We start from the raw sequence: 26,898 nt of genomic DNA on the forward strand, positions 1-26,898 counted from the left end.
CTTATTTGCTCTCTGTACCGCCCTTTTTAATCACCTCGATCCCCAGCTCGCTCAGCGCCGACGGATTGGCGAAGCTTGGCGCCTCGGTCATCATACAGGCTGCCGCGGTGGTTTTCGGGAAGGCAATCACATCGCGAATATTATCGGTGCCGGTCAGCAGCATCACCAGGCGATCGAGGCCGAAGGCCAGGCCGGCGTGCGGCGGGGTACCGAACTTCAGCGCGTCGAGCAGGAAGCCAAACTTCTCGCGCTGCTCGGTCTCATTGATGCCGAGGATCCCAAATACCGTCTGCTGCATGGCGCCGTTATGAATACGCACCGAGCCCCCGCCCACTTCGTACCCGTTGATCACCATATCGTAGGCGTTGGCCACGGCGGTTTCCGGGGCGGCCTTCAGCTGCTCCGGGGTCATCTCTTTCGGCGCAGTAAACGGATGGTGCATCGCGCTCAGGCCGCCATCGCCATTCTCCTCAAACATCGGGAAGTCAATTACCCACAGCGGCTTCCACGCCTGCTCATCGGCGATCGCCAGATCGCGGCCCAGCTTCAGGCGCAGCGCGCCCAGCGCATCGGCCACCACGCTGGCGCGGTCGGCACCGAAGAAGATCATATCGCCATCCTGCGCACCGGTGCGGCTCAGCACCGCCTCGACAATGTCGGCGGTCAGGAATTTTGCCACCGGGCTGGTAATGCCCTCCAGCCCCTGCGCGCGGCTGTTGACTTTGATATACGCCAGCCCCTTCGCCCCGTAGATCTCAATAAATTTGCCGTAGTCGTCAATCTGTTTGCGGCTCAGCTGGGCGCCGCCCGGCACGCGCAGCGCGGCTACGCGCCCTTGCGGATCGTTCGCCGGACCGGAGAACACTTTGAATTCAACCTCGGTCAGCAGATCCGCGACGTCCACCAGCTCCATCGGGTTACGCAGGTCCGGTTTGTCCGAACCGTAGCGGCGCATGGCTTCGGCAAAGGTCATCATTGGGAATGACCCCAGATCCACCCCGATCACCTCCTGCCACAGCTGGCGCACCATGCGCTCCATCAGCTCGCGCACGTCCGGCGCGGTCATGAAGGAGGTCTCCACGTCGATCTGGGTGAATTCGGGCTGGCGGTCGGCGCGCAGGTCTTCATCGCGGAAGCATTTGACAATCTGATAGTAGCGATCAAAACCGGACATCATCAGCAGCTGTTTAAACAGCTGCGGCGACTGCGGCAGCGCGTAAAATTTCCCCTTGTGCACGCGGCTCGGCACCAGATAATCGCGCGCGCCCTCCGGGGTGGCTTTGGTCAGCATCGGCGTCTCGATATCGAGAAAGCCGTTGTCGTCCATAAAGCGCCGCACAAAACTGGTGATTTTCGCGCGGGTCTTCAGCCGGGTGGCCATCTCCGGGCGACGCAGGTCGAGGTAGCGATATTTCAGGCGCGCCTCTTCGCTGTTGACGGCGTTGGCGTCCAGCGGCAGCGGCTCAGCGCGGTTGATGATGGTCAGCTCGGTCGCGAACACTTCCACTTCACCGGTGGCCATCTCCGCGTTGCGGTTTTTTTCCTCGCGCGCCCGCACCTTGCCGGTCACCTGAATGCAGAATTCGTTACGCAGCTCGGAGGCGAGCGAGAACGCCTGCTCGCGGTCCGGATCGAAAAACACCTGCACAATGCCTTCGCGGTCACGCATATCAATAAAGATCAGGCTGCCGAGGTCGCGACGGCGATTTACCCATCCAGACAGGGTCACCTGCTGACCCACGTGCGACAGATTAAGCTGCCCACAATATACAGTACGCATAACGATATCCTTTAAACTCACCAAAGCCGACTGGCCGCGCTGAAGGTCGCCCCGCGCCGACTCGCCCGTAACAGAACGGGCCGGACGGGTCAGACGATCGCAAAAAATGGCCGCCATTATAATGGAAAAAGCGTGATGCGATAAGAGCATCGCGACGATTGTGCGCAACAAATGCCCGCCGGCGGCGGCTTCTCATAAACATTAACAAAACAGCGCGGACGTGGGCCGGCAGAGAGTCGTCAGCGCCGCCACTTTCGCGCTATGCTAGGCGTTTTCTTTCCTTTGCAGGGAGTATTTTGCTATGACGCTTCATCCCGCGAGCACGGCGCTGGTTCTGATTGATTTGCAGCAGGGGATCCTGCCGTTTGCCGGCGGCCCGATTGATGGCCAGCAGGTGGTGAGCCGCGCCGCCGCGCTGGCCGACGCTTTTCGCGCCCGCCAGGCAACGGTTGTGCAGGTGCGGGTGGGCTGGTCGCCCGACTTTGCTGACGCGCCGAAGCAGCCGGTCGACGCCGCCGGCGCCCACGCGCTGCCGGCAGACTGGTGGGATTTTCCCGCCGCGCTGAACGTACAGCCGACGGACCTTCAGGTGGTGAAGCACCAGTGGGGAGCGTTCTACGGCACCGACCTTGAGCTGCAGCTGCGCCGCCGCGGCATTGATACCATCGTGCTGGGCGGTATCGCCACCAATATTGGCGTCGAATCCACCGCGCGCGACGCCTGGGAGCGCGGCTTTAATCTGGTGCTGGCCGAAGATGTCTGCGCCGCTCAGGATAGCGAGCAGCACCACCATAGTCTGAAATGGATCTTCCCGCGCCTTGCCCGCGTGCGCAGCAGCGCGGAGATCATCGCCGCGCTCTGAGCGGACCGTTCACCGCGGGCGGCTCCTGCCGTCCGCTCAGGGAGAGACCATGCCGCCGATTCGCCTTGGCCTGCCGCAGTGGCAGCATCCGCAGTGGAAACGCTTCGGCATCGCGACGCTCGCAGATTATGCGCGCTATTTCGATTGCGTCGAGGGCAACACCACCCTCTACGCCTTGCCGCGCGCGGAGATCGTCATGCGCTGGCGCGACATGACCCACGATGATTTTCGCTTCTGCTTTAAGTTTCCCCACACTATCTCACACCAGGCTGCGCTGCAGCAGTGCGACGATCTGCTGGCGGGCTTCTTCCAGCTGATGGCGCCGCTGGCGGCGCGCATCGGCCACTACTGGCTCCAGCTGCCGGCCCGCTTTGGTCCCGACAACCTGCCGGCGCTATGGGCGTTTCTCGACGGCCTGCCGGCGGCGTTTCGCTACAGCGTGGAGGTGCGTCATCCCGCTTTTTTTGCCAAACAGGCGGCGGAGCAGGCGCTGAATCGCGGACTGCATCAGCGCGGGATAAACCGGGTGATCCTCGATTCACGCGGGGTTCATCAGGCGCAGCCCACCACGCCGGCCATCGTGGAGGCGCAGCGTAAAAAGCCCAGGCTGCCGGTACACGCGCTGATCACCGCGCAGGACCCGCTGATTCGCTTTATTGGCGGTGAGGATATTGCCGCCAATGTCGCGCTGTTTGATGCCTGGCTGACGCGGCTGCCGGAGTGGTGTGAACGCAGTCAGCCGTGGCTGTTTATTCACACGCCGGATATTGGTCAGGTGCTGCCGCTGATACAGGCTCTGTGGCCGCGGCTGGCGCAACGCCTGCCCGCACTCGGCCCCACCCCCAACTGGCCACAGCAGGCCTCGCTGTTCTCCTGATGCTGCGCCGCGCAGCGTCAGCCTTTTCCTGAAAAAGCGGGGCGGTCCGCGGACGGCGGTCGTATGGCCGGCCCGGGCCTGCCGCCCGTGACCGGCGAGCCATACGCTTCTTTCCTGCCGCCGCAGAATCAGCCCCCTCCCCCCGGAATACAGGGCCGCGCCGCCGGCGTCACTGTTTTCATGGCGACGCGGGAAGTTGCCCGCTAAGATAGCCGCGCTGAATGCTGGTGAAGGATGTGAAGGATGGTTAGCGCGCTGTATATCGTGTTAGGAGCACTGTTTATTATTAAATTTTCCTGGGATGTGGTGCGGCTGCGTCGTCAGTACCATGTGGCCTGGGGCGACGGCGGATTCTGGGAGCTGCAGAACGCCGTCCGTGTGCAGGGCAATGCGGTGGAGTATTTGCCGCTGGGTGGCCTGCTGCTGGTGATGATGGAGATTAACGGCGGCGACGTGTGGATGGTGCACGTTGGCGGCCTGCTGCTGTTGGCCGGGCGCGTCATGCACTATTTGGGGATGCACCAGCGGGAAATCCGCTGGCGGCGATACGGCATGATCGCCACCTTCGTGGCGCTGCTGTTTGCAATACTGATGAATCTGGTGTTTATGCCCTGGGATCTGATGCTGTCCCTGTAGGGTGCTTTCTGCCAAAATACCGTTTTCTGATGAACTCCCTGACGGACCCAAGATATGTCTGATCGTGATACGCTGTTCTCTGCGCCCATTGAAAAACTGGGCGACTGGACTTTTGACGAGCGCGTAGCCGAAGTTTTTCCCGATATGATCCAGCGCTCGGTGCCGGGTTATTCTAATATTATTGCCATGATCGGCATGCTGGCCGGGCGCTTCGTCACGCCCCATAGCCAGGTTTTTGACCTCGGCTGTTCGCTCGGGGCGGCCACGCTGTCGATCCGTCGCCATCTGCAGGCGGAAGGGTGCCGGATTATCGCTGTCGACAACTCGCCGGCGATGGTCGAACGCTGCCGCCGTCACATTGATGCCTTCCGCGGCGATACGCCGGTGACGGTGCGCGAAGCCGATATTCGCGACGTGAACATCGACAACGCTTCGCTGGTGGTGCTGAATTTTACCCTGCAGTTTCTGGCTCCGGACGATCGTCAGCAGCTGCTGGATCGTATCTATGCCGGTCTGTTACCCGGTGGTGCGCTGGTGCTATCGGAAAAGTTCAGCTTTGAAGACCGCCAGGTGGGAGAACTGCTGTTTGATATGCATCACGACTTTAAGCGCGCCAACGGCTACAGCGAGTTGGAGATCAGTCAGAAGCGCAGCATGCTGGAAAACGTCATGCTGACCGACACGGTAGCCACCCACAAACAGCGTCTGCAGCAGGCCGGTTTTCGCCACGCGGAGCTGTGGTTTCAGTGTTTTAACTTTGGATCGCTGGTGGCGGTAAAAGATGATTGAGTTTGGACGTTTTTATCAGCAGATTGCCACGCATCCGCTGCTGAGCCGCTGGCTGGAAACCCTGCCGGCGCAGATTGCCGCGTGGCAGGCCGAACAGCTGCATGGCCACTTCCGCCACTGGGAAAAATCGATTGAGGCCCTGCCGGCGATGGCGCCGCGGCGGCTGGATTTGCTGCACAGCGTCAGCGCCGACCGCGACGATCTTAGCGATCGTCAGCGCGCGGCGATTGACAAGCTGCTACGGCAGCTCATGCCGTGGCGCAAAGGGCCCTTCTCGCTCTACGGCTGCGAGATTGATACCGAATGGCGTTCCGACTGGAAGTGGCAGCGGCTGCTGCCGCACATCACCCCGCTGACCGGCCGCACCGTGCTCGATGTCGGCTGCGGCAGCGGCTACCACCTGTGGCGTATGGTTGGCGCCGGTGCGCAGCAGGCGATCGGCATTGATCCGATGCAGCTGTTCCTCTGCCAGTTTGAAGCGGTGCGTAAGCTGCTCGGCGACGACCGCCGCGCGCAGGTGCTGCCGCTGGGGATCGAGCAGCTACCGGCGCTGGAAGCGTTCGACACGGTGTTTTCAATGGGTGTACTCTACCACCGGCGTGCGCCCCTCGATCACCTCTGGCAGTTGAAAAATCAGCTGGTCAGCGGCGGAGAGCTGGTGCTGGAAACGCTGGTGGTGGAAGGCGATGAGCAGCGGGTGCTGGTGCCGGGCGATCGCTATGCCCAGATGCGCAACGTGTACTTTATCCCATCGGCGCCGGCGCTGAAGGGCTGGCTGGAGAAGTGCGGCTTTGTCGATGTACACATTGTCGATTACGCCGTGACCTCAACAGACGAGCAGCGGCGTACGGACTGGATGACCACCGATTCGCTGGCGGAGTTTCTCGATCCGGCGGACGCCAGCAAAACCGTAGAGGGCTACCCCGCTCCCCTGCGTGCGGTACTGGTCGCCCGAAAACCCTAATCCCTTCGCGGTGGCGTCGTCCGCCACCGCGGCCCGCAGGCTCAGAGAGGGGGCCTGCGGCAACCTGTTAAGGATGATGTCATGAAACGCCCTTCACTGATTCTGCCCTGCGTGCTGGTGGTGGCCGGCCTGCTGGCCCTGCTGTCGGTGCTCAGCAGCTGGCTGCTCCCGGACGAGCGTAAACACGACCGCAATGCGGTGACCCGCGGCGCGGCGCAAAGCCTGCTGCAGAGCGATGCGCCTCCGCCGGTCGCTCAGTCGGCGGTGTCGGGCGCGTCCCAGTAGGTGTATTTCACCGCCGTGGTCAGTTGGCGCGACTGCGTGCGCCCCGGCAGGCTCTCTCGCTCAACGGTGTAGGTTAGCGTGCAGTTAGCCTGCTCGTCCCACAGCTGGCAGCGGTCTTCGCTGCGGGTGATGCCCTGGTCATCCGGCTGTACGGTGCTCATACGCGTCTCACGCTGCTGGGCATCATAGTAATAGTGGCTTTCACGCCGGACGAGGGTGCTACTGATGAGCTGCCCGCGGGCGTTCCAGCGCCACGCGCTGACGCCGTTATTTAGCGGATCATCGCCGCGAGCAACCGCACGACTGAGCCGCATCTGCGGCGACCAGCCATAGGTGATGGTAGTCAGGCCCGGTTTTCCCTGCAGCATAAAGCGATCGCTGGCGCTGACGATGTTACCGTGTTTGCCGGTTAGCCAGCGAATGTATCCCTGCTTCACCCGCACCGGCAGCGTCTGCTCACCGCGCTGCGCGGTCACGACCACCTGATAGGTCGATTGCCAGCCATCGGGCCGCGCGGCGATCTCCGTACGCATCTCCACGCGGATGCCTTCGTCGCGCATCTGCCACGAAAAGGTGGCATCGCGCAGGCGGCCGCAGCGATCAAAGGTACCCAGTAGCCGCGCCTGGCGATCGGTATCTTTGCCGAAGGTGCCGACCACCACCTGCCGAATCGCCCCTTTGCCGGTGCCCTCGATCAGGATAAGATTATTGCCGTCATTAATTTGCTGATTAAAAGGCGGGCAGCGAAGCGGCTGCGCGGAGGCGCTGGCGGTGACGCACAGCAGCACGCTTAACAGAACTCTTTTCACCGGACACCCCTTCTGACAGATCCCTGCGCTTAGCATTGATGTTGAGAACGCTCAGCGCAAGCTTCACGCAAAAAAAACCCCACCAAAAGGATGGGGTCTGGTACTTGCAAACAGTACGTCATCAGGCGTGCTGTGCGGCAAAAATGGGGAATCAGGCCACGCGGTTGCTGCTGTCGGGCGCCATGGCGCGCTTCATCGCCTCGACCATTTCACCGTCCACGCCGTAGTGGCTAAACTCATCGTTTTCCGCGTCCGAACACATGGAGATGCCGGCTTTGCGATAGCGCATCGGTGAAGGCGTGGCGTGCCCGGCGGAGCTGTGCAGCTCGGTAATGCCGGCATCGAGAAACTTATGCAAATTACCGAGGCGCACGCCTGCACCGGCCATAATAATCGGACCGCGACTGCGATCATTTAGTTCCCTGAGTAACGTTATTCCGCTTTCGGCGGTTTGCTGCTGACCGGAGGTAAGGATCCGCGCCACGCCGAGATCGCTCAGCTGTTCCAGTACCAGCAGCGGGTGATGGCACAAATCGAAGGCGCGATGAAAGGTGACCGCCAACCCGTCGCACAGCGCCATGATTTGCCGCATCCGGGCCATATCCAGATGGCCGTCCTGATCCAGCATGCCGACCACCAGTCCCGGGAAACCCAGCTCGCGGATCTGCGCCACGTCGGATTTGATCACCGCAAACTCGGCGGCGCTGTAGCAAAAATCCCCACCGCGCGGGCGCACGATCGGGTGTACCGGCAAGTGAATTTGCCCCCGCGCCAGCTGTAGCATACCGGACGAGGGGGTGAGCCCGCCCTCTTTTGGCCCGGCGCACAGCTCAATGCGGTCTGCCCCAGCGCGTTCAGCAATCTGCGCGCAATCAACGCCATAGCAGCATACTTCCAGTTTTGGCATAACGTTCTCCTGATAATGACTGCCGGACAATTATTGGTTAATCTGGGGCCTGACGCGCATTTTTTCCGGGCTTTCTCGCCCGCCTGTTGCCTTGCTGCCCCGCGCAGAGGCGCAGAATGCCAGGCACCGCCCACAACAGGAACCGTTATCATGGCATTCAATTTCGACGAACGTATCGACCGACGTCACAGCGATAGCCTTAAGTGGCAAAAATATGGCGATAAAGACATTATTCCACTGTGGGTTGCCGATACCGACTTCCGCTCACCGCCCTGTATTTCCGACGCGCTGCAGCGACGGATAGCGCACGGTGTTTTTGGCTACGGCGGGGAGCCGCACGGCCTGACCGAGGTGATTCTGGCACGCCTGTGGACGCGCTACCAGTGGAAAGTCGAAGCGGAGTGGCTGGTCTATCTGCCCGGCGTTGTGAGCGGCCTGAACCTTGCGCTACGCTGCGCTACCGAGGCACAGCAGAGCAGCATCACGCCGTTTCCGATCTATCCGCCGTTTCGTCATGCCGCCACGCTGGCCGGACGCCCGCAGCGTCAGGCGCAGATGCAGCTGCGCGCTGGGCGCTGGCTGCCGGATTTCAGCGCCCTGGAGGCCGGGATGGACGGCAGCGAAAAGCTGCTGATGCTGTGTAACCCGCACAATCCCGGCGGCACCGTTTATCGCCGCGAGGAGCTGGCCGCCCAGCTGGCCTTTGCCCAGCGCCACGACCTGCTGGTCTGCTCCGATGAAATCCACTGCGATCTGCTGCTGGAACCGGGGGTTCGCCACCTGCCCTTTGCCTCACTCAGTGAGGATGCCGCCCAGCGCTCTATTACCCTGATGTCGCCGTCAAAAAGTTTCAATATTGCCGGGCTTGGCGCCTCGGTGGCGATCATACCCAATGCCGATCTGCGCCGCCGCTTTCAGGCCGCGCGCAAAGGCCTGGTGCCGGGGGTGGATATTCTGGCGCTGGTGGCCGCCGAAGCCGCCTGGCGTGACGGCCAGCCGTGGCTGGATGCTCAGCTTGACTATCTGCGGCGCAACCGCGATGCGGTAGTGGCCAGCATCAACGCCACGCCGGGGCTGCAGGTGGCCTCGCCGGAAGGCACCTATCTGGCGTGGATTGATGCCAGCGGGCTGGGATTAAGCCGCCCCGAGCAGCACGTCGAGCAGCACGGCGTCGGCCTCTCCGCGGGGCGGGATTTTGGCGATCCGCACTTTGTGCGCCTCAATTTCGGCTGCCATCGCGACCTGCTGCAGGAGGCGCTACGCCGAATTCAGTTGGCCGCCGCGGCGGTTTAATCCGCCTCGCTGGCGACGATTTCGGTAATCGACCACGGGTGAAATTTGATGGTGATCTCCCCGTTAGTCACCGCCAGGGTGGGATTGGGCAGCCGCTCTTTTTCTCCCCGGGGGGAACTGCATTTGATGGCGATGCGCGGCTGCAGCAGCCCGCTGTCGGAGAGCAGCGCCATCGCCCGCTGGTTCAGCGTTTGCGGATCGCCACGCAGCACCACCTCGATATGCTCCCACCCCTCGTGCCGGTACAGGGTCTGCCCTGGCCAGGGCAGTTCCACCACCGCCACCGACTGGCCAGCCAGGGTCAGCGGCTGATGCAGGCGAAACAGGCAGATCGGTCGGCCATTGATCTCGTTTTCCGACAGGCAATCCGCGATGCGGCCCAGCCCCCGCTTCCAGCGCTCGGCCGTGGTATTCTGGTGGCAGCGCACGGCCACGTGGTCGATTTCCAGCTCGCTCAGCTTCAGCCCCAGATCTGCCGCAAACGCCTCCAGCGCGCGGTGAAAGCGAGAAAAGTCTACGGATAAATCTGACAATTCCTCGCCAACGTGTTCAGGCCACATGATTTCCCCTTGCATGATTCAACGTTAGTGATGGCGGCATGGTAACGCAGCCCGGCCGGCAGGAACCAGCCGTTATTCCATTTTTCCGGCGCCCCGCCGCCAGCCTCATGAATCCACGATATTTTCCCGTCTTTCCGCCACGCATTACGCGACCTGCTGGATAACAAAAGTGAGTAATCGCGATAAAAAAAGGTTTTAAATCATTAAATTATTTATTTTACCCGATCCTTCTTAATTGCCGATGTGCAAATGGCGGGCTATCCGGATTTCGGCTAAGTTGTTGACGCCCCCTGACAGGATGCCACCTGTTACTGCTAACCTCCGTCGTCATTGTGCTGATGCGCGTCGGGTTTGCGCTGTGTCGCCGCGGGCAGCTGCGCTGTGATAAGCCGCTCAGTCACCCTCATCGCACTTTGCCTGCGCCGCCGTTCATCCTCCTGAGGCGCGCTGATGCCACCGCAGGCAGCAGCGCGCCGGCCTCCCGTCCTGTTGCGCCTGCTGACGCCTTGTCTGAAATACAGTATACTTTTCCCCTTATTTTTTCACTGCGCCGCCGCGGCGGGTGCAGTCTCCAGTTCCGTTCACTGCGGGTGAGCGGTTAAACACGTGACAAAAAGGGTTATCGGTGAATATTCAGGCGCTTCTTTCAGAAAAAGTCAGTCAGGCATTGCAGGCCGCCGGCGCGCCGGCCGGATGCGATCCGCTGGTGCGGCAGTCTGCCAAAGCACAGTTCGGTGACTATCAGGCCAACGGCGTGATGGGCGCGGCCAAAAAACTGGGTGAGCAGCCGCGACAACTGGCCGAGAAAGTGATCGCCGGGCTGGATTTGACCGGTATTGCCAGCAAGGTGGAAATCGCCGGTCCCGGCTTTATCAATATCTTTCTTGACCGCCGCTGGCTGGCAGGCGAAATCGATCGCGCGCTGCAGGCAACGCACATGGGGCTGACCCCGGTCGACCCGCAGACTATCGTGATTGATTATTCAGCGCCTAACGTGGCAAAAGAGATGCACGTCGGGCACCTGCGTTCAACGATTATCGGTGACGCGGCGGTACGTACCCAGACCCTGCTGGGTCACAAGGTGATCCGCGCTAACCACGTCGGCGACTGGGGCACGCAGTTCGGCATGCTGATTGCTTTCCTCGAAAAACAGCAGAATGAACACCCTGCGGAGATAGCCCTCGCCGATCTTGAGGCCTTCTATCGCGAAGCGAAACAGACCTACGATAACGATCCGGCGTTTGCCGAGCGCGCGCGGGCCTACGTGGTCAAACTGCAGAGCGGTGATGATTACTGCCTGCAGATGTGGCGCCGCCTGGTGGATATCACCATGGCGCAGAATCAGCTGAACTACGATCGCCTGAACGTCACCCTGACCCGCGACGACGTGATGGGGGAAAGCCTGTATAACAGCATGCTGCCTGGGATCGTTGCCGATTTGAAAGCCAAAGGGCTGGCGGTGGAGAGCGAAGGCGCAACCGTGGTCTACCTCGACGAGTATCAGAATAAAGAAGGGGAACCGATGGGGGTTATCATCCAGAAAAAGGATGGTGGCTACCTCTACACCACCACCGACATCGCCTGCGCCAAATACCGTTATGAAACCCTGCATGCCGATCGCGTGCTGTACTACATCGACTCCCGTCAGCATCAGCATCTGATGCAGGCGTGGACCATCGTGCGCAAAGCGGGCTACGTGCCGGCGTCGGTGTCGCTGGAACACCATATGTTTGGCATGATGCTGGGCAAAGACGGCAAGCCGTTTAAAACCCGCGCCGGCGGGACCATCAAACTCTCTGAGCTGCTGGACGAGGCGATTGACCGCGCACGCACGCTGATTGCCGCCAAAAATCCGGAGATGGCAGCGGCGGAGCTGGACAATCTGGCCCGCGTGGTGGGCATTGGCGCAGTGAAGTATGCCGACCTGTCAAAAAGCCGCACCACCGACTACGTGTTTGACTGGGATAACATGCTGACGTTCGAGGGGAACACCGCGCCTTACATGCAGTACGCCTACACCCGCGTGCTGTCGGTGTTCCGTAAAGCGGGCGTCACTCCGGAGAGCCTCCGCGGTGACGTCATCATTACTGACGATCGCGAAGCCGCGCTGGCGGTGCGTCTGCTGCAGTTTGAAGAGACCCTGACCCAGGTCGCGCGCGACGGCACGCCGCACGTCATGTGTGCCTGGCTGTACGATCTCGCCGGCCTGTTTTCCAGCTTTTACGAGCACTGTCCGATCCTCAGCGCCGGGGATGAGGCCACGCGCCAGAGCCGCCTGAAACTGGCCGCGCTGACCGCCAACGCGCTGAAGCTGGGGCTGGATACGCTGGGCATTGAGACCGTCGAACGGATGTGATCCCCTGCGGCCGCACCGTCCGCTCAGCGGACGGTGCGGTAATTCACCGTCACCTGATTACTGATCACCCGCGTCAGCGGAAACACCCTTCCCTTCCCCTCCACCTGGTAGATAAAGCGCAGCGGTTCGTCCGCCGGCAGATTGCTCAGCCCCCGCGTCGCGCCGTTGGCGCCCTCCAGCAGCACGCAGCGGGTGTCGGCGCACAGCCGCACCTGCAGACCGGCTGGCATTGGCCCGCTCAGGCGATACTGCCAGTACACCAGCGTCACCGTTCCCCGCGCGGCCCCATCGCCCAGCGCCGGCGAAGAAGCCGCCACGCCGCGCAGGCTCAGCGCCGGTCCGATACTGCTGTCACTCCAGCTCTGGCTCACCGCCGCGGCGCTGGCGCTCAGCAGCCAGCCGGTTAGTAGCCAGCCCCCCCTCACGACTGGCCGCCGAGGGTGGTCGTCATGCGGATCTGACGGTTGTCGCTCAGCTCCAGATTAGAGAGCACCGCCAGCTGCGGCAGGCTGCGGCGCAGGAAGCGCGCCAGCAGCGGACGCAGCGGATGGTTGACCAGCAGCACCGGCGGCGCACCGAGCATCTCCTGATGCGATACCGCCTGCTCTGCCTGGGTCAGCAGCCGCTCGGCGAGTCCCGGCTCCAGCCCGGCGCCGCCCTGCAGCGCCTGCAGCAGCAGCCGCTCCAGACCGGCGTCCAGTCCCATCACCTGTACCTCGCCGCTGCCGGGGAACCACTGCTGCGTGATAGCACGGCCGAGCGCCACGCGCACCACCGCCGTCAGCTCGCCGGTCTCCTTCTGCACCGGCGCGTGTTCCGCCAGCGTTTCAATAATGGTGCGCATATCGCGGATCGACACCCGCTCGGCCAGCAGGTTTTGCAGCACTTTGTGCAGCGTGGTCAGGGTGACCACGCCCGGCACCAGATCCTCGGTCAGCTTCGGCATCTCCTGACTGACGCGATCCAGCAGCTGCTGGGTCTCCTGGCGGCCAAATAGCTCGCTGGCGTGCAGGGCAATCAGGTGATTCAGATGGGTGGCCACGACCGTACTGGCCTCCACTACCGTGTAGCCCTGAATCTGCGCCTGCTCTTTCAGCGCGCTCTCAATCCACACGGCCGCCAGGCCAAACGCCGGATCGACCGTTGCTTCTCCCGGCAGTGCGCCGGCGGCGGTGCCGGGATTGATTGCCATCCAGCGCCCCGGCCAGGCATCGCCGCTGCCGATTTCAACCCCTTTCATCAGGATACGGTAGCGCGCCGGCGGCAGATCCATATTGTCGCGGATATGCACCACCGGGGGCAAAAAGCCCATCTCCTGGGCGAATTTTTTACGAATGCTGCGAATGCGCCCCAGCAGCTCGCCGTCCTGCTGTTGATCGACCATCGGAATCAGGCGGTAGCCCACCTCCATGCCCAGCGAATCTTCCAGCTGCACATCGGTCCAGGAGGCTTCGACGCCGGCCGGACTGGCGGCGCTGTGCGCGGCGGCCGGCGCCGCCGTCGGAGCCGGTCGTTCGCGTCCGCGCAGCCACCAGGCCAGCCCCAGCAGCGCGGCGGTAAACAGCAGAAATACCAGGTTAGGCATGCCCGGCACCAGTCCTAACAGGCCGAGCACGCCGGCGCTGAGCACCATCACGCGCGGATTACTGAACAGCTGAGTGACCATCTGCTCGCCCACATCCTGATCGGTGCTTACCCGGGTGACAATCACGCCGGCGGCGGTGGAGATCACCAGCGCCGGGATCTGCGCGACCAGTCCATCACCGATGGTCAGCAGGGTATAGCTCTGCGCCGCCGCGCCGAGCGGCAGGCCGTGCTGCACCACCCCAACCAGCAGGCCGCCTACCACATTGATTATCATGATCATGATGCCGGCGATGGCATCACCGCGGACAAATTTCGACGCCCCGTCCATGGAGCCGTAAAAATCCGCCTCCTGGGTCACCTCCGAACGGCGTTTTTTCGCCTCCTCTTCGCCAATCAGCCCGGCATTAAGATCGGCATCAATCGCCATCTGTTTACCCGGCATCCCATCGAGGACGAAGCGCGCCCCCACCTCCGCGATACGGCCGGCCCCCTTGGTGATCACCATAAAGTTAATGATCACCAGGATAATGAATACCACGATGCCGATTGCAAAATTGCCGCCAACCAGAAAGTGGCCAAAGGCCTCCACCACCTTGCCCGCCGCGGCGGCGCCGGTATGCCCTTCCATCAAAATAATGCGCGTTGAGGCGACGTTCAGCGCCAGTCGCAGCAGCGTAGAAAAGAGCAGAATAGTGGGAAAGGCGGCAAACTCCAGCGTGCGCTGGGTGAACATCGCCACCAGCAGCACCATGATCGATAGCGCAATATTGAAGGTAAACAGCAGATCGAGAATAAAGGGCGGCAGAGGCAGCACCATCATCGACAGGATCAGTAAAATCAGCACCGGTCCGGCCAGCACCTGCCACTGGGTTTGTTTCAGGTTATCCGGTAAGCGCAGCAGCGCGGCCAGATTATTCATGGTCAGGTGTCTCCACAGCAAAATCCAGCGCCTCGGGCACCGGTAAATGTTCAGGTTTGGACGGAATCAGGCCGCCCTCTCTCTTCCAGCGGCGCACCTGCCAGACCCACGCCAGCACTTCCGCCACCGCCGCATACAGCTGGCCGGGGATCTGCTGACCGATATCGCTGTGGCGATACAGCGCGCGGGCCAGCGGCGGTGCCTCCAGCAGCGGAATACGGTGGGTGGCGCCCAGCTCGCGAATGCGCAGCGCCACCTCGCCAGCGCCTTTCGCCAGCACGGTCGGCGCGCTCATCTTTTTCTCGTCATAGCGCAGCGCCACCGCGTAGTGCGTTGGGTTGGTGACGATCACGTCCGCTTTCGGGACATCCTGCATCATGCGGCGGCGCGCCGCGGCCTGCATCTGCTGGCGGATCCGACCCTTTACGTGCGGATCCCCCTCCTGCTCTTTGAACTCGTCGCGGATCTCCTGACGGGTCATTCGCAGGTTTTTGAAATAGCTGTAGAGTTGCCAGAAAATGTCAAAGCCAACCATCGGGATCAGCCCCAGTAACACCACCAGGCCGCAGACGGCGACCATATTCAGCGCGTTGTGCAGCGCGGTCAGCGGTGACTGGCCTATCAGCTGCGCCATGTGCGGCCAGTTGTGCCACAGATAGGCGCCGGCGACCGCGCCCACCAGTAGCGCCTTGAGCAGCGCTTTCACCAGCTCGGCCGCGGCCTGACCGGAGACCATCCGCTTGAGTCCTTTGAGCGGATTGATTTTGCCGATATCGACTTTGAGGGATTTACCGCTGAGCACCAGTCCACCCAGCAGCAAAGGCGAGGCGATGGCCACCACCACCAGTCCGGTCATCACCGGAATCAGCGACCAGACCGCCAGCCCGAGCAGCGCGCTTATCTGGCGCAGCATCAGTCCGGTGTCGCGGATGACCGCGTGGTCAAAATGCAGGCCGGCGGCAATCATCGCCGCCAGCTGACGCGCCATCCACGCGCCGCCCCACCACAGAATGCATAATCCCACCAGCAGCATCAGCATCGCCGTCAGCTCGCGCGAACGCGGCACCTGCCCCTCTTCCCGCGCTTTTTCCAGCCGGTGGGGGGTGGGCGATTCTGTTTTTTCCTCATCGCTGTCTTGAGACATGCGTGCGATCCTGCTGCGGTGACCTTGGGCAAGGATGCCAAAATTTGCCCGAAGCGATAGCGGGAGTAGCGCGCGAAAAAGGGGGTTAATGGCGGGATTGCCCGCACGGGAAAAGGGCGCGCCGCCGGCGGGCAGCGCGCCGGACAGTCAGAAACCGAGGCTATCGAGCAGATCGTCGACCTGATCCTGACTGGAGACCACGCCCGGCGCGGCGGTATTCACCTGCGGGCCGTTCAGCAGGCTGTCGCTGCTGCGCCCGCCGCGCCCGCTCTGCTCCGGCATATTTTCCAGCAGCACCATCAGCAGCTGCCGCTCAATCTCCTGAATGACGTCCATCATTCGCTTGATCACCTGACCGGTCAGATCCTGGAAGTCCTGCGCCATCATGATGTCCAGCAGCTGGGCATTGGTGAACGCGGTATGCTCCGGCACCGAAGCCAGGTAGCCGCGCGTATCGGAAACCAGTTCGCGGGCATCGGCCAGCGCAATCGGATTGTCAAACCACGCGTCCCAGCGCGCCTGCAGGGATTTGGCCCCGCGCTCCAGCTGGTTCTGCCGCGGCTGCGCGGCCTCCACGCTGTTCAGCGCCCGTTCGGCGGCCTGTGCCGTCATCTGTACCACGTAGTCCAGCCGGTCCCGCGCGTCCGGGATCGCCTCTGCGGCTTCGGCTATCGCCTGATCCAGCCCCAGCTCGCGCAGGCTGTCGCGCAGCATCCGGGTCAGGGCCCCGATCCGCGAAATGATGTCCTGGGGGGTGACGGCATCGGGTGGAAGTGTCGGAAGTGCGTTCATCACGGCTCCTTTTACATACCCAGTTTTTCAAAAATTTTGCCCAGCTTCTCTTCCAGCGTCGCGGCGGTGAACGGCTTGACCACGTAGCCGCTGGCCCCGGCCTGCGCGGCGGCAATGATGTTCTCTTTTTTGGCTTCCGCCGTTACCATCAGCACCGGCAGCTTGCCCAGCGCCGCATCGCCGCGTATGGTTTGCAGCAGCTGCAGCCCATCCACGTTAGGCATGTTCCAGTCGGAGATAACAAAATCAAAGCTGCCGGCGCGCAGTTTGCTGAGCGCCTCCGCGCCGTCCTCTGCCTCTTCAACATTGTTAAAGCCCAGCTCTTTTAACAGGTTGCGCACGATGCGGCGCATGGTGTTGAAATCGTCGACCACCAGAAAACGTAAATTTTTATCTGCCATGTTGTGATTACTCCCGTTAATTCGCCCGCAGGCGTCAAATGCGTAATGCCTGTCCGGCGCTAATTTTGGCCAGCATCTGCTGGCTGATTTGGTGGAGCCCCACCACGTCACTGACCGCCCCGTGGGCAATTGCCTCACGCGGCATGCCGAAGACCACGCAGCTCGCCTCGTCCTGGGCGATGGTCCAGGCCCCGGCGCGATGCATCGCCAGCAGCCCGGCCGCGCCGTCGTTGCCCATGCCGGTAAGGATAACGCCAACCGCGTTGCGGCCGGCGTGCTGCGCAACCGAGTGAAACAGCACGTCTACCGAGGGGCGATGGCGGTTAACCGGCGGCGCATCGCTCAGCTGCACCTGATAGTTGGCGCCGCTGCGCGCCAGCGCCATATGCCTTGCGCCGGGCGCGATATAAGCGTGGCCGGGCAGCACCCGCTCACCCTCTTCCGCCTCTTTCACCGTAATTTGGCACAGCTTGTTCAGCCGCTCGGCGAACGAGCGGGTAAATCCGGCCGGCATATGCTGGGTGATAAGCAGCGCCGGGCTGGTCGGCGGTAGCGGCTGCAGCACGTGGCGAATCGCCTCGGTACCGCCGGTCGACGCGCCGATAGCAATCAGCTTTTCGCTACTAAGCAACGGCCCGGCCTGTAGCATTACCGGTGCGGGCTGTGCGCCACGCACCGGCAGCCTGGCCCGCGCGGCGGCGCGTACTTTATCGGCGATGATGTCGCTCCACGCCAGCATCCCGGCACGAATACCCAGCGACGGTTTGGTCACGAAGTCCACCGCGCCCAGCTCCAGTGCGCGCAGCGTCACTTCCGATCCCTGCCCGGTAAGCGACGACACCATCACCACCGGCATTGGCCGCAGGCGCATCAGCTTTTCCAGAAAATCAAGGCCGTCCATCCGCGGCATTTCGACATCCAGCGTCAGCACCTGCGGATTAAACTGCTTGATGAGATCCCTTGCCACCAGCGGGTCGGGCGCGGTGGCCACCATCTCCATATCAGGATGGCTGTTAATGATCTCGGTCATCAGCTGACGCATTAGCGCCGAGTCGTCGACGCACATGACGCTTATCTTGCTCATCCTTTTTCCTTAGTCAGCCCATAGACCGTCTGACCGCGCAGGTAAAAGTCACGGCTCAACTGGCTGAAGTTTTCTGAATGCCCGGCAAACAGCAGGCCGCCGGGTTTCAGCAGTGGCACAAAGCGGCGCAAAATGCGCTCCTGAGTCGCTTTATCAAAATAGATCATGACGTTACGGCAAAAAATGGCGTCAAACGGCCCCGGCAGCGCCCACTCCGGCGCCAGCAAATTCAGCTGGGCGTAGCCGACGCTGGCGGCCAGCTCAGAACGCACCCGCGCCATACCCTCATGCGGACCAGTACCGCGCAAAAAAAAGCGCTGCAGCTGGGCAGGCGATAGCGTTCGCAGCTCCTCCTGGCGGTATACGCCGGCCACCGCCTTCTCCAGCACCTGGGTGTCGATGTCGCTGGCGTGGACGCGGAAACTGCCCGGTGCGCCGCCCAGCGTATCGGCGAGGGTCATGGCTATCGACCATGGCTCCTCACCGGTCGAGGCGGCGGTGCTCCAGACGCTGTAGCTGCCGCGCCGCCCGGCGGCGTGCTCCGCCAACAGCGGAAAGTGGTGCGCCTCGCGGAAGAAGGCCGTCAGATTAGTGGTGAGTGCGTTAATAAATGCCTGCCACTCCGGACTGTTGGCATCGCCCTCCAGCAGCGCCAGATAGCGACCAAAATCATCCAGCCCCAGCGTCCGCAGCCGGCGCACCAGGCGGTTGTAGACCATCTCGCGTTTGTGGTCGGCCAGGACAATACCGGCACGCTGATAAATCAGCTGACTGAGCCGGCGAAAATGGCTGTCTGACAGCGGCAGACGCTGCGCCATCTGCGCCAGCAGCGTACTGCTTTCCACCACGTCCGGTGACGTCGATTTTTTCATCTCAGGCCATCCTGGTTCATGCGGGACCGCACGCTGTGCGCGGCGCATCGCGTACTGCCATTAGGAGGTGAGCGCCGTCAGCGGCGTGCCCACGAGACCGGGCGACGGCGGCGCTGCCGCCGGGGTGCCCGCTTCAAGCACAAAACGCGTGACCGCCCGGGTTAACTGATCGGCCTGACCGTCCAGCGCACCGGTCGCCGCGGCGGCCTGTTCAACCAGCGCGGCATTCTGCTGGGTCACCTGGTCCATTTGGCTTACCGCCTGCGCCACCTGCTCAATGCCGCGCCGCTGCTCCTCGGATGCCGAAGCAATCTCGGCCATAATGCCGTTAACCCGGCTGACCGACTGGACGATAGCGTCCATGGTCTCCCCCGCCTGGCTCACCAGCGTCGCCCCCTGGTCCACGCGCGCCACCGAGGCGTCAATCAGCGCTTTGATCTCTTTTGCCGCCTGGGCGCTGCGCTGGGCCAGACTGCGCACTTCACCGGCCACCACCGCAAAGCCCCGCCCCTGCTCCCCGGCGCGCGCGGCTTCCACCGCCGCGTTCAGGGCAAGGATGTTGGTTTGAAAAGCAATACCGTCAATGACCGCGGTAATGTCGGCAATCTTGCGCGATCGCCCGGCGATATCCTGCATTGTACTGACCACATTGCCGGTCAGCGCGCCGCCCTGGTGCGCGGTGTCCGACGCGGTTTGCGCCAGCTGCGCCGCCTGGCGCGCGTACCCGGCATTACCGGCCACCGTCGCCGTCAGCTGCTCCATGCTGGCGGCTGTTTCCGCCAGCGAGGCCGCCTGCTGCTCGGTGCGCGCGGAAAGATCGTTGTTGCCCATGGCCATTTCGCGAATCCCGATCTGCATCGCCTCACTGCCGCCGCGCACCTGACGCACGGTATCGGCCAGCGCCTGCTGCATATCACGCAAACGGTTAAACAGCTGCCCGACTTCATTGCGCCCGCCGCGCTCAATGGTGCCGGCGAGGTTGCCGCCGGCAATGCGGGAGAAGTGCTCACGCATTGCGGTCAGCGGCATAATCAGGCCGCGGCGTACCCACCACAGGCCAACCCCGGTCAGCAACAAGGTCAGCGCCAACGCACCGGCGAGAATCGCGATCGACTGGCGATAAAAACTGCGGCTCTGCGCGCTGGCATGGTTCATCACCCCGTTCAGCTCGCTCATCCAGCCGGTATAGGCGGCAAGAAAGCGATCCTGATGCGCCTGCGTCGGCGAATCGAGGAAGTCCTGTAGTTGATAATTTTGCAGCCAGGCAATCAGCTGAGTCAGTTCGTGATGGTAGTCCGCAAAACTCACACGCAATCGCTGCTGCTGCTGCGCGCTGGCAGCGGTCAGCGGCGGCAGCGCGGCAAAACGGCGAAAGCTGGCATCGGCCGCCTGCAAATCCCGCTCTGCGGCGGCCATCAACACCGTGACCTGCTCGCGCGGCACGTTCAACGCGGCGCGGGTGCCGGCGCGGCTCAGGGTGACCCGGGCGCTGAGCAGCGATGCCCAGCTTTGACTGAGCGCATCCCGCTGCTGGCTGCCCACTTCCACCTGATGGGCATTGCGGGAATCCAGCCGGAAGGCGTTGAATGACAACCCGCTGCTGAGCAGCTGAATCAGACAAAACAGGCCCAGCAGGGTAAACAACAGGGTTGAGAGGCGAAAACGGTGCAGCATAGCGTTCTCCGGCACGGGCGCCAGGCGGCGCCCTTCAGGGGTTAAAACGTTTCCCAGTTATCATCCGCGGTGGCGAGCTTGCGCGGTAGCGGCGGGGACAGCAGCGGCGTTGCGCTGGCCGTCGGCTGCGGCGCGGCTGTCGCCGCCTCCGCGCGGTGGCGCGCGGCGCTGAGGCGGAATACCGCGACCGCCTGCGTCAGCCGGCTGGCCTGGTCTTCCAGCGCCGCTGCCGCCGTAGCGGACTGCTCCACCAGCGATGCGTTCTGCTGGGTAACGCGGTCCATCTCGGTTACCGCCTGCCCTACCTGGTCAATGCCGCGACTCTGTTCGTCCGAGGCCGAGGCAATTTCGCCCATGATATCGGTGACGCGGGTCACCGCGCTGACGATATCGCTCATGGTTTCTCCGGCGCTCTCCACCAGCACCGACCCGGTGTCAACGCGGCTCACCGAATCCTCAATCAGCGCCTTGATCTCTTTCGCCGCCTGGGCACTGCGCTGGGCCAGATTACGCACCTCGCCAGCCACCACGGCAAACCCCCGCCCCTGCTCACCGGCGCGCGCGGCCTCCACCGCGGCGTTCAACGCCAGGATGTTGGTTTGAAAGGCGATGCCGTCAATGACGCTGGTGATATCGGCAATTTTCTTTGAGCTGCCGGCGATATCGTTCATGGTTTTCACCACGCCGTCGACCACCTTGCCGCCGCGCCCGGCAATTTCCGAGGCGCTCAGCGCCAGCTGCGACGCCTGACGCGCATTCTCGGCGTTCTGCTTCACGGTCGCGGTCAGCTGCTCCATGCTGGCGGCGGTCTGCTCCAGCGAGGCCGCCTGCTGCTCAGTGCGTGAGGAGAGATCGTTATTGCCGGCGGCAATTTCGCTGGCGCCGGTGTAAATAGCGTCAGAGCCGTCGCGCACCGCGCTGACGGTCTTCACCAGCGATTGCTGCATGTGCTGCAGAGTGCGCGCCAGCTCGGCCATTTCATTGCGGCCGTGGCTGTCGATGGGCTGTGTTAAATCGCCGTTGGCGATGTGGCGGATACTGGCGATATTGGCCTGCAGCGGGCGCAGTAAAATCTGATGCATACCGCGCCATACCAGCGCTACGATTGCCAACAGTAGCAGGCCAAGTGCGCCCAGCATCCACAGCGATCGCTGATAAGCGCGCTGGTTTTGACTGACGCCGGCGTCGCTCAGGGCATCATTGGCCTTTTGCCAGCGGTTAAATGCCTGCTCAAAACCGTCCTGATAGCGCTGGGTCGGTTGATCAAAGAAGGCGTTAATTTTACCGGCGCCAAGCAGCGTAATCAGCTCGGTCAACGCGCCGTGCAGCGCCTCGTAATGCTGCTGAACGGCGGTGACGTTTTGCGCCTCGCGGCCGGCGTCGCTTAGGCTGGCATGCCAGGCTTTCCAGCCCGTTTCCGCCTGGGTAAGCTGCGTTTTCGCCACGCTAAGCAGCTCGGCGACGGTAGCCCCGCTGCCCATCTGATTCGTGTCCAGCATGTAGCGGATCCCGGCGCGATTCAGCGTATTGCGGGTTTGTATCAGCGCGACCCAGGCGGTGTTCAGCGTGGTTTGCTGATCGCGCAGCTGCTGATTGACCTGAAAACTGGCCTTATCACTTTTCAACGCCTGAAAAAATACGCCGCCAGACAACAGCTGCAGTACGCCAAATGCCACCAGCACCAGCACCAGGCTGGTCACCACTTTGATACGCCTGAACATATTACCCCTTAACAGTAGTTTGGCTTGTCACAGGGCATTATCGGCACGGCGGCGAAAAGCTTTATCGCAAAACGTCGCCGGCGTTAAAGAGGGCGTGAAAACGGGCGGCCGCTCAATGGGCGGCCGGACGCGGGGACGTCAGCCCCTGCGGGAGAGGGACCGCGTCTCAGGCGCTGCGCAGGTTATCCATCAGCGCCATCTCCTCGCTGCTCAGCAGCTTTTCAATATCCACCAGGATTAACATTCGATCGGCGAGCGCACCCAGTCCGGTAAGGTATTCCGTCGACAGGGTGACGGCAAACTCCGGCGCCGGGCGTATCTGTTCCTGCGTAAGCGATAGCACATCGGATACGCCGTCGACCACAATGCCCACCACCCGCTGCGCCAGGTTCAGCACGATCACCACCGTGTTGTCGTTATACTCCACGTCCGGCTGAGCAAACTTAATGCGCAGATCGATAATCGGTACGATCACTCCGCGCAGGTTGGTCACCCCTTTAATGAACGGCGGCGTATTAGCGATGCGCGTCACCTGATCGTACCCGCGGATCTCCTGTACCTTAAGGATATCGATGCCGTACTCTTCGTCGCCCAGCGTAAAAACCAGAAACTCCTGGCCCACGGTTTCGCCAGCCAGTTTTGTGACAGTTGCCATATCGGTCATAGTGTTACCCTTTTGCTTATTCAGGCTGCGGCTCCCGCCACACGCTTTTCACGATTAAGAGATTGCAGCGCCGAGACATCAACGATCAGCGCCACGCTGCCGTCACCGAGGATGGTGGCGGCCGAGATGCCTGGCACTTTGCGGTAGTTACTTTCGAGATTTTTGACCACAACCTGATGCTGTCCAATCAGCTGATCAACCAGCAGGGCGTAGCGTTTTCCGCCGCTTTGCAGGATAACCACAATACTCTGCGTCGCCTCGGTGCAGGCGTCAGCGACGTCGAAGACCTGCCACAGTTCCACCAGCGGCAGGTATTCGCCGCGCACCTCCAGCACCCGCTCGCCTCCGGCCAGCGGATGCAGATCGGCCGCCAGCGGCTGCAGCGACTCCATTACCGCATTCAGCGGCAGAATAAATACCTCATCGCCTACCTTTACCGACATGCCGTCAAGGATAGCCAGGGTCAGCGGCAGCAGAATGCGAATAGTGGTGCCGCGTCCCGGTCTGGAGCCGATCTCTACCGTGCCGCCCATCTCCTGAATATTACGCTTCACCACGTCCATCCCCACGCCGCGGCCCGAGACGTCGGTGACCTGCTCGGCGGTCGAGAAGCCGGGGGCGAAAATCAGCATATTGACCTCTTCATCACTCATGCTGTCGCTGACCGGCAGCCCGGACGCCTGCGCCTTGGCGAGGATCCGCTGGCGGTTAAGCCCCGCGCCATCGTCGGCCACCTCAATGCAAATATTGCCCCCCTGATGCTCGGCCGACAGCGTCAAATTGCCGCTGGCGGTTTTGCCGGCGGCGAGACGCGCCTCCGGCAGCTCAATGCCGTGATCGAGGCTGTTGCGCACCAGGTGAGTCAGCGGATCGATTATGCGCTCAATCAGGCTTTTATCGAGTTCAGTAGAGCTGCCTGACAGCGTTAACTCCACCTCTTTTCCCAACTTACTGGCCAGATCCCGCACCAGGCGTGGGAAGCGGCTAAAAACATACTCCATTGGCATCATGCGGATCGACATTACCGATTCCTGCAAATCACGCGCGTTACGCTCCAGCTGTCCCATGCTGTTCAGCAAGTCACCGTGCGTCACCGGATCCAGCGCGCCGGATCGCTGCGCCAGCATCGACTGAGTGATCACCAGCTCCCCTACCAGGTTGATAATTTGATCGACCTTTTCTACCGCCACGCGAATGCTGCTGGACTCGGCGGCACGCGCCGCCGGCGCTTTACGTACCGCTTCACGTACCGGCGGTGTGGCGTGGGTCAGCGCCGTTGGCGCCGTTTCCCCGGCCGTCGCCGGCGGCGCGTCGTTCAGCGCCGGGAAGCGGATTTGCGCCTCGTCAATGACAAAGCACAGCACGGCGACCACATCATCGCGACTGAGATCGCCGCTGAGAGTGGCCTCCAGCGAGGTCTCGCCGCGATTGACCGCCGACACGCTGCCGAGGTTACCCAGCTCTTCCAGCAGCAAGGAGACCTCCCCCGGCTTCAGCTGGCTGAGGGCGATTCGCATTGTCTGCGAGGCTGCCGCCGGCGGCACGACGCTGAGCGGCGTGACCGGGGCCGGCGCGTGCGCCTCGCCTTTGGCTTCCAGCGCCAGCTGGCGCAGCGCCTGACAAATATAATCAAAGCTGTCGGCATCAGGCTCCTGGCCCGATTTATAGGCATCCAGCTGATCCTGCATAATATCTTTGGTTTCCAAAAACAGATTGATGATATCGGTGTTCAGCGGCATTTCACCGCGACGGGCACCGTCCAGCAGGTTTTCCAGAATATGGGTGGTCTCCTGCAATACCGTGAAGCCAAAGGTGCCGGCTCCGCCTTTAATCGAATGGGCGGCGCGAAAGATGGCGTTCAGCCGTTCGGCATCCGGATCGGCGAGATCCAGCCCCAGCAAATGCTGCTCCATATCGGCCAGCAGCTCGTCGGCCTCTTCAAAAAACGTCTGATAAAAATCGCTGATATCCATGCTCACGCATCACCTCTGCTGGGAATCGCGCGCGGGCGGCGCCGGTGGCCCGGCCGGCGCGGCGGCCGCCCGGGGCGCGACCGGAGTCGCCGCTGGGGGTTGAGAAGATGAGTCACTGCCCGCCGTCTGGGGTAGCGGCGGCGCGATAAGGGTTTTTATACTCTCCGGCGAGGCGACAGGCATCGCGTCACTTTCGCGATTCTCCGCTTCAATTTGCTGTTCGGTTTTGCGGTTCAGAACCAGCAAACTGATGCGGCGATTGACGGCGTCCTGACCGGTGCGGTTTTTCAGCTTCATGGTGTCGGCCATGCCCACCACCCGCAGCACTTTGCCTCCGTCCAGTCCGCCCAGCACCAGTTCGCGCCGCGAGGCGTTAGCGCGATCGGCGGAGAGCTCCCAGTTGCTGTAGCCGCGATCGCCCCCGGCATACTGAAAATCATCGGTGTGCCCCGCGAGGCTTATCCGGTTCGGGATATCGTTAAGGATCGGCGCAATGGCGCGTAGAATATCGCGCATGTAGGGCTCGACTTCGGCGCTGCCGGTCATGAACATCGGGCGGTTTTGACTGTCGATTATCTGAATACGCAGTCCTTCATTGACCAGGTTAATGATCAGGTGCGGGCGCAGCGCGCGCAGGCGCGGATCGGCCTCAATCAGCTGATCAAGCTTATCGCGCAGCCGCTTCAGGCGGATCTCATCCAGCTTGCCCTTTTCGGCATCCAGATCGACCACCTTTTTCACTTCGCCCTCCCGCCGGGTGGGATCGTCGCCGCCGCCGGGGATCGGGCTCTCGCTGTCGCTGCTGCGCGGCCCGCTGGTCAGCGCCACTTTCAGCGGCGTGCGGAAATACTCCGCTATTTTCACCAGCTCCTGGGGGTTGGCAATCGAGATAAGCCACATCACCAGGAAGAAAGCCATCATGGCGGTCATAAAGTCGGCGTAGGCGATTTTCCATGAGCCGTGCGCGCCGTCATGTTTTTTGACCTTGCGCCGCTTTACCAGCACGATGGGGGGATTGTTGTGCTTCATACCTCTTGATCCGCCGTCGGCTGCGACGCCGGATTTTTGGCGTTGCGGACGTGCTCTTCCAGCTCAATGAACGACGGACGTTCAGTGGAGTAGAGCGTTTTACGGCCAAATTCGACCGCTATCTGCGGCGCATAACCATTGAGGCTGGAGAGCAGTGTTACCTTGACGCACTGCATCATTTTGGTGGTTTCGGCGCACTTCTGCCGCAGCACCGACGCCAGCGGTGAAATAAAACCGTAGGCCAGTAAAATCCCCAAAAACGTGCCGACCATCGCGTGAGCAATCAGCGCCCCCAACTCCGCCGCCGGGCGGTCCGCGGAGGCCAGCGCGTGGATAACCCCCATGACCGCCGCCACAATACCGAACGCCGGCAGCGAGTCGCCCATCATCGCCAGGCTCTGCGCCGGCACCTCGCATTCGTGCTCGTAGGTTTCGATCTCCTCGTCCATCAGGGCTTCAATTTCAAAGGCGTTCATATTGCCGCTAACCATCAGCCGCAGATAGTCGGTAATAAAATCCACCAGCCGGGGATCGGCCAGAATGCGCGGATAGCTGGCGAAAATGTCGCTTTCGCGCGGATTTTCAATGTCGCGCTCCAGCGACAGCATCCCCTGCTGACGGGATTTCGCCATCAGCCGATACATCAGCGCCATCAGATCCATATACAACGCTTTATTGTACTTTGATCCGCGCATCAGCAGCGGCAGCGCTTTTAGCGTGGCTTTGATCGCCTTGCCGTTGTTGCCGACAATGAAAGCCCCGATCCCCGCGCCGCCGATGATGATCAGCTCCGACGGTTGATAGAGCGCGCCGAGGTGGCCGCCGACCATCACGTAGCCGCCCAGCACCGAGGCAATCACCACGATATAACCCACTATTACCAGCACAATACAATCCTTACGTCTTACAACGTGTCAGTG

The 26,898-nt window shown here is 62.1% G+C and carries 25 protein-coding genes; 8 read left to right on the forward strand and 17 right to left on the reverse strand.

Annotated features, from left to right (window positions below):
- Position 1: 1 nt before the first annotated feature.
- Entirely contained in the window at positions 2 to 1,780 is a 1,779-nt protein-coding gene (gene aspS, locus BS626_RS08915; protein ID WP_075182017.1) for an aspartate--tRNA ligase, read from the reverse strand.
- Positions 1,781 to 2,081: 301 nt separating this feature from the next.
- Here aspS and BS626_RS08920 point away from each other — a divergent pair, with 301 nt between their 5' ends.
- The 6 genes from BS626_RS08920 (at position 2,082) to BS626_RS08945 (ending at position 6,193) form a co-directional block, all read left to right on the forward strand.
- Positions 2,082 to 2,642 carry a hydrolase gene (locus BS626_RS08920; protein ID WP_075182018.1) on the forward strand — a complete coding sequence of 187 codons (561 nt, stop codon included), beginning with the start codon at positions 2,082 to 2,084 and terminating at the stop codon, positions 2,640 to 2,642.
- Between the two features lie 49 nt (positions 2,643 to 2,691).
- Complete coding sequence (locus BS626_RS08925) at positions 2,692 to 3,519, forward strand: DUF72 domain-containing protein (RefSeq protein WP_075182019.1); 828 nt, start codon at positions 2,692 to 2,694, stop codon at positions 3,517 to 3,519.
- Positions 3,520 to 3,762: 243 nt separating this feature from the next.
- Positions 3,763 to 4,155: an MAPEG family protein gene (locus tag BS626_RS08930; protein ID WP_075182020.1), complete on the forward strand. Its 393-nt coding sequence runs from the start codon at positions 3,763 to 3,765 to the stop codon at positions 4,153 to 4,155.
- A gap of 54 nt (positions 4,156 to 4,209) precedes the next feature.
- On the forward strand, positions 4,210 to 4,944 hold the full coding sequence (gene cmoA / locus BS626_RS08935; RefSeq protein WP_075182021.1) for a carboxy-S-adenosyl-L-methionine synthase CmoA: 735 nt from the start codon (positions 4,210 to 4,212) through the stop codon (positions 4,942 to 4,944).
- On the forward strand, positions 4,937 to 5,908 hold the full coding sequence (gene cmoB, locus BS626_RS08940; protein WP_075182022.1) for a tRNA 5-methoxyuridine(34)/uridine 5-oxyacetic acid(34) synthase CmoB: 972 nt from the start codon (positions 4,937 to 4,939) through the stop codon (positions 5,906 to 5,908). Before cmoA ends, cmoB begins: the two co-directional genes overlap by 8 nt.
- Positions 5,909 to 5,989: 81 nt before the next feature.
- Entirely contained in the window at positions 5,990 to 6,193 is a 204-nt protein-coding gene (locus BS626_RS08945) for a hypothetical protein (protein WP_075182023.1), read from the forward strand.
- Here BS626_RS08945 and BS626_RS08950 read toward each other — a convergent pair.
- Together BS626_RS08950 and cutC are read right to left on the reverse strand one after the other, a co-directional pair.
- Positions 6,163 to 7,002 carry a hypothetical protein gene (locus BS626_RS08950; RefSeq protein ID WP_139308796.1) on the reverse strand — a complete coding sequence of 280 codons (840 nt, stop codon included), beginning with the start codon at positions 7,000 to 7,002 and terminating at the stop codon, positions 6,163 to 6,165. The genes BS626_RS08945 and BS626_RS08950 overlap by 31 nt on opposite strands.
- 151 nt (positions 7,003 to 7,153) lie before the next feature.
- Positions 7,154 to 7,909, reverse strand: coding sequence for a copper homeostasis protein CutC (gene cutC / locus BS626_RS08955; protein WP_075182025.1), 756 nt, complete (start codon positions 7,907 to 7,909; stop codon positions 7,154 to 7,156).
- 150 nt (positions 7,910 to 8,059) lie between these two features.
- On the opposite strand from cutC, the gene BS626_RS08960 reads away from it, so the two are divergent.
- Positions 8,060 to 9,202, forward strand: a complete 1,143-nt coding sequence (locus tag BS626_RS08960; RefSeq protein WP_075182026.1) for a MalY/PatB family protein — start codon at positions 8,060 to 8,062, stop codon at positions 9,200 to 9,202.
- Here the strand turns inward: BS626_RS08960 and BS626_RS08965 are convergent.
- Complete coding sequence (locus BS626_RS08965; RefSeq protein ID WP_075182027.1) at positions 9,199 to 9,762, reverse strand: VOC family protein; 564 nt, start codon at positions 9,760 to 9,762, stop codon at positions 9,199 to 9,201. The genes BS626_RS08960 and BS626_RS08965 overlap by 4 nt on opposite strands.
- 625 nt (positions 9,763 to 10,387) lie before the next feature.
- On the opposite strand from BS626_RS08965, the gene argS reads away from it, so the two are divergent.
- Positions 10,388 to 12,118, forward strand: coding sequence for an arginine--tRNA ligase (argS, locus tag BS626_RS08970; RefSeq protein ID WP_075182028.1), 1,731 nt, complete (start codon positions 10,388 to 10,390; stop codon positions 12,116 to 12,118).
- Between the two features lie 23 nt (positions 12,119 to 12,141).
- On the opposite strand, the gene BS626_RS08975 is transcribed toward argS, so the two are convergent.
- From BS626_RS08975 to motA, 13 genes are all read right to left on the reverse strand, one after another.
- Entirely contained in the window at positions 12,142 to 12,543 is a 402-nt protein-coding gene (locus BS626_RS08975; protein ID WP_075182029.1) for a flagellar protein FlhE, read from the reverse strand.
- On the reverse strand, positions 12,540 to 14,624 hold the full coding sequence (gene flhA / locus BS626_RS08980) for a flagellar biosynthesis protein FlhA (protein ID WP_075182030.1): 2,085 nt from the start codon (positions 14,622 to 14,624) through the stop codon (positions 12,540 to 12,542). The genes BS626_RS08975 and flhA overlap by 4 nt, the downstream gene beginning before the upstream one ends.
- Positions 14,617 to 15,768, reverse strand: a complete 1,152-nt coding sequence (flhB, locus tag BS626_RS08985) for a flagellar biosynthesis protein FlhB (RefSeq protein ID WP_075182031.1) — start codon at positions 15,766 to 15,768, stop codon at positions 14,617 to 14,619. Before flhB ends, flhA begins: the two co-directional genes overlap by 8 nt.
- A 147-nt stretch (positions 15,769 to 15,915) precedes the next feature.
- On the reverse strand, positions 15,916 to 16,560 hold the full coding sequence (gene cheZ / locus BS626_RS08990) for a protein phosphatase CheZ (protein ID WP_075182032.1): 645 nt from the start codon (positions 16,558 to 16,560) through the stop codon (positions 15,916 to 15,918).
- An 11-nt stretch (positions 16,561 to 16,571) separates the two neighbouring features.
- A complete protein-coding gene (gene cheY, locus BS626_RS08995; protein ID WP_075182033.1) occupies positions 16,572 to 16,961 on the reverse strand; it encodes a chemotaxis response regulator CheY in 390 nt (129 codons plus the stop codon).
- Positions 16,962 to 16,995: 34 nt separating this feature from the next.
- On the reverse strand, positions 16,996 to 18,045 hold the full coding sequence (locus BS626_RS09000; RefSeq protein WP_075182034.1) for a chemotaxis response regulator protein-glutamate methylesterase: 1,050 nt from the start codon (positions 18,043 to 18,045) through the stop codon (positions 16,996 to 16,998).
- Complete coding sequence (gene cheR / locus BS626_RS09005; RefSeq protein ID WP_075182035.1) at positions 18,042 to 18,917, reverse strand: protein-glutamate O-methyltransferase CheR; 876 nt, start codon at positions 18,915 to 18,917, stop codon at positions 18,042 to 18,044. The genes BS626_RS09000 and cheR overlap by 4 nt, the downstream gene beginning before the upstream one ends.
- A 60-nt stretch (positions 18,918 to 18,977) precedes the next feature.
- Positions 18,978 to 20,591 carry a methyl-accepting chemotaxis protein gene (locus BS626_RS09010; RefSeq protein ID WP_075182036.1) on the reverse strand — a complete coding sequence of 538 codons (1,614 nt, stop codon included), beginning with the start codon at positions 20,589 to 20,591 and terminating at the stop codon, positions 18,978 to 18,980.
- Positions 20,592 to 20,632: 41 nt separating this feature from the next.
- A complete protein-coding gene (locus BS626_RS09015) occupies positions 20,633 to 22,312 on the reverse strand; it encodes a methyl-accepting chemotaxis protein (RefSeq protein WP_075182037.1) in 1,680 nt (559 codons plus the stop codon).
- 166 nt (positions 22,313 to 22,478) lie between these two features.
- Positions 22,479 to 22,976, reverse strand: coding sequence for a chemotaxis protein CheW (cheW, locus tag BS626_RS09020; RefSeq protein ID WP_075182038.1), 498 nt, complete (start codon positions 22,974 to 22,976; stop codon positions 22,479 to 22,481).
- Between the two features lie 20 nt (positions 22,977 to 22,996).
- Positions 22,997 to 24,949, reverse strand: a complete 1,953-nt coding sequence (gene cheA / locus BS626_RS09025) for a chemotaxis protein CheA (RefSeq protein ID WP_083615923.1) — start codon at positions 24,947 to 24,949, stop codon at positions 22,997 to 22,999.
- Positions 24,950 to 24,958: 9 nt separating this feature from the next.
- Positions 24,959 to 25,978: a flagellar motor protein MotB gene (motB, locus tag BS626_RS09030; protein ID WP_075182040.1), complete on the reverse strand. Its 1,020-nt coding sequence runs from the start codon at positions 25,976 to 25,978 to the stop codon at positions 24,959 to 24,961.
- Positions 25,975 to 26,865, reverse strand: a complete 891-nt coding sequence (motA, locus tag BS626_RS09035; RefSeq protein ID WP_075182041.1) for a flagellar motor stator protein MotA — start codon at positions 26,863 to 26,865, stop codon at positions 25,975 to 25,977. Before motA ends, motB begins: the two co-directional genes overlap by 4 nt.
- Positions 26,866 to 26,898 lie beyond the last annotated feature (33 nt).

Origin of the sequence: Pantoea sp. 1.19, from assembly GCF_001922585.1 — a bacterium.
Lineage (GTDB): Bacteria > Pseudomonadota > Gammaproteobacteria > Enterobacterales > Enterobacteriaceae > 1-19.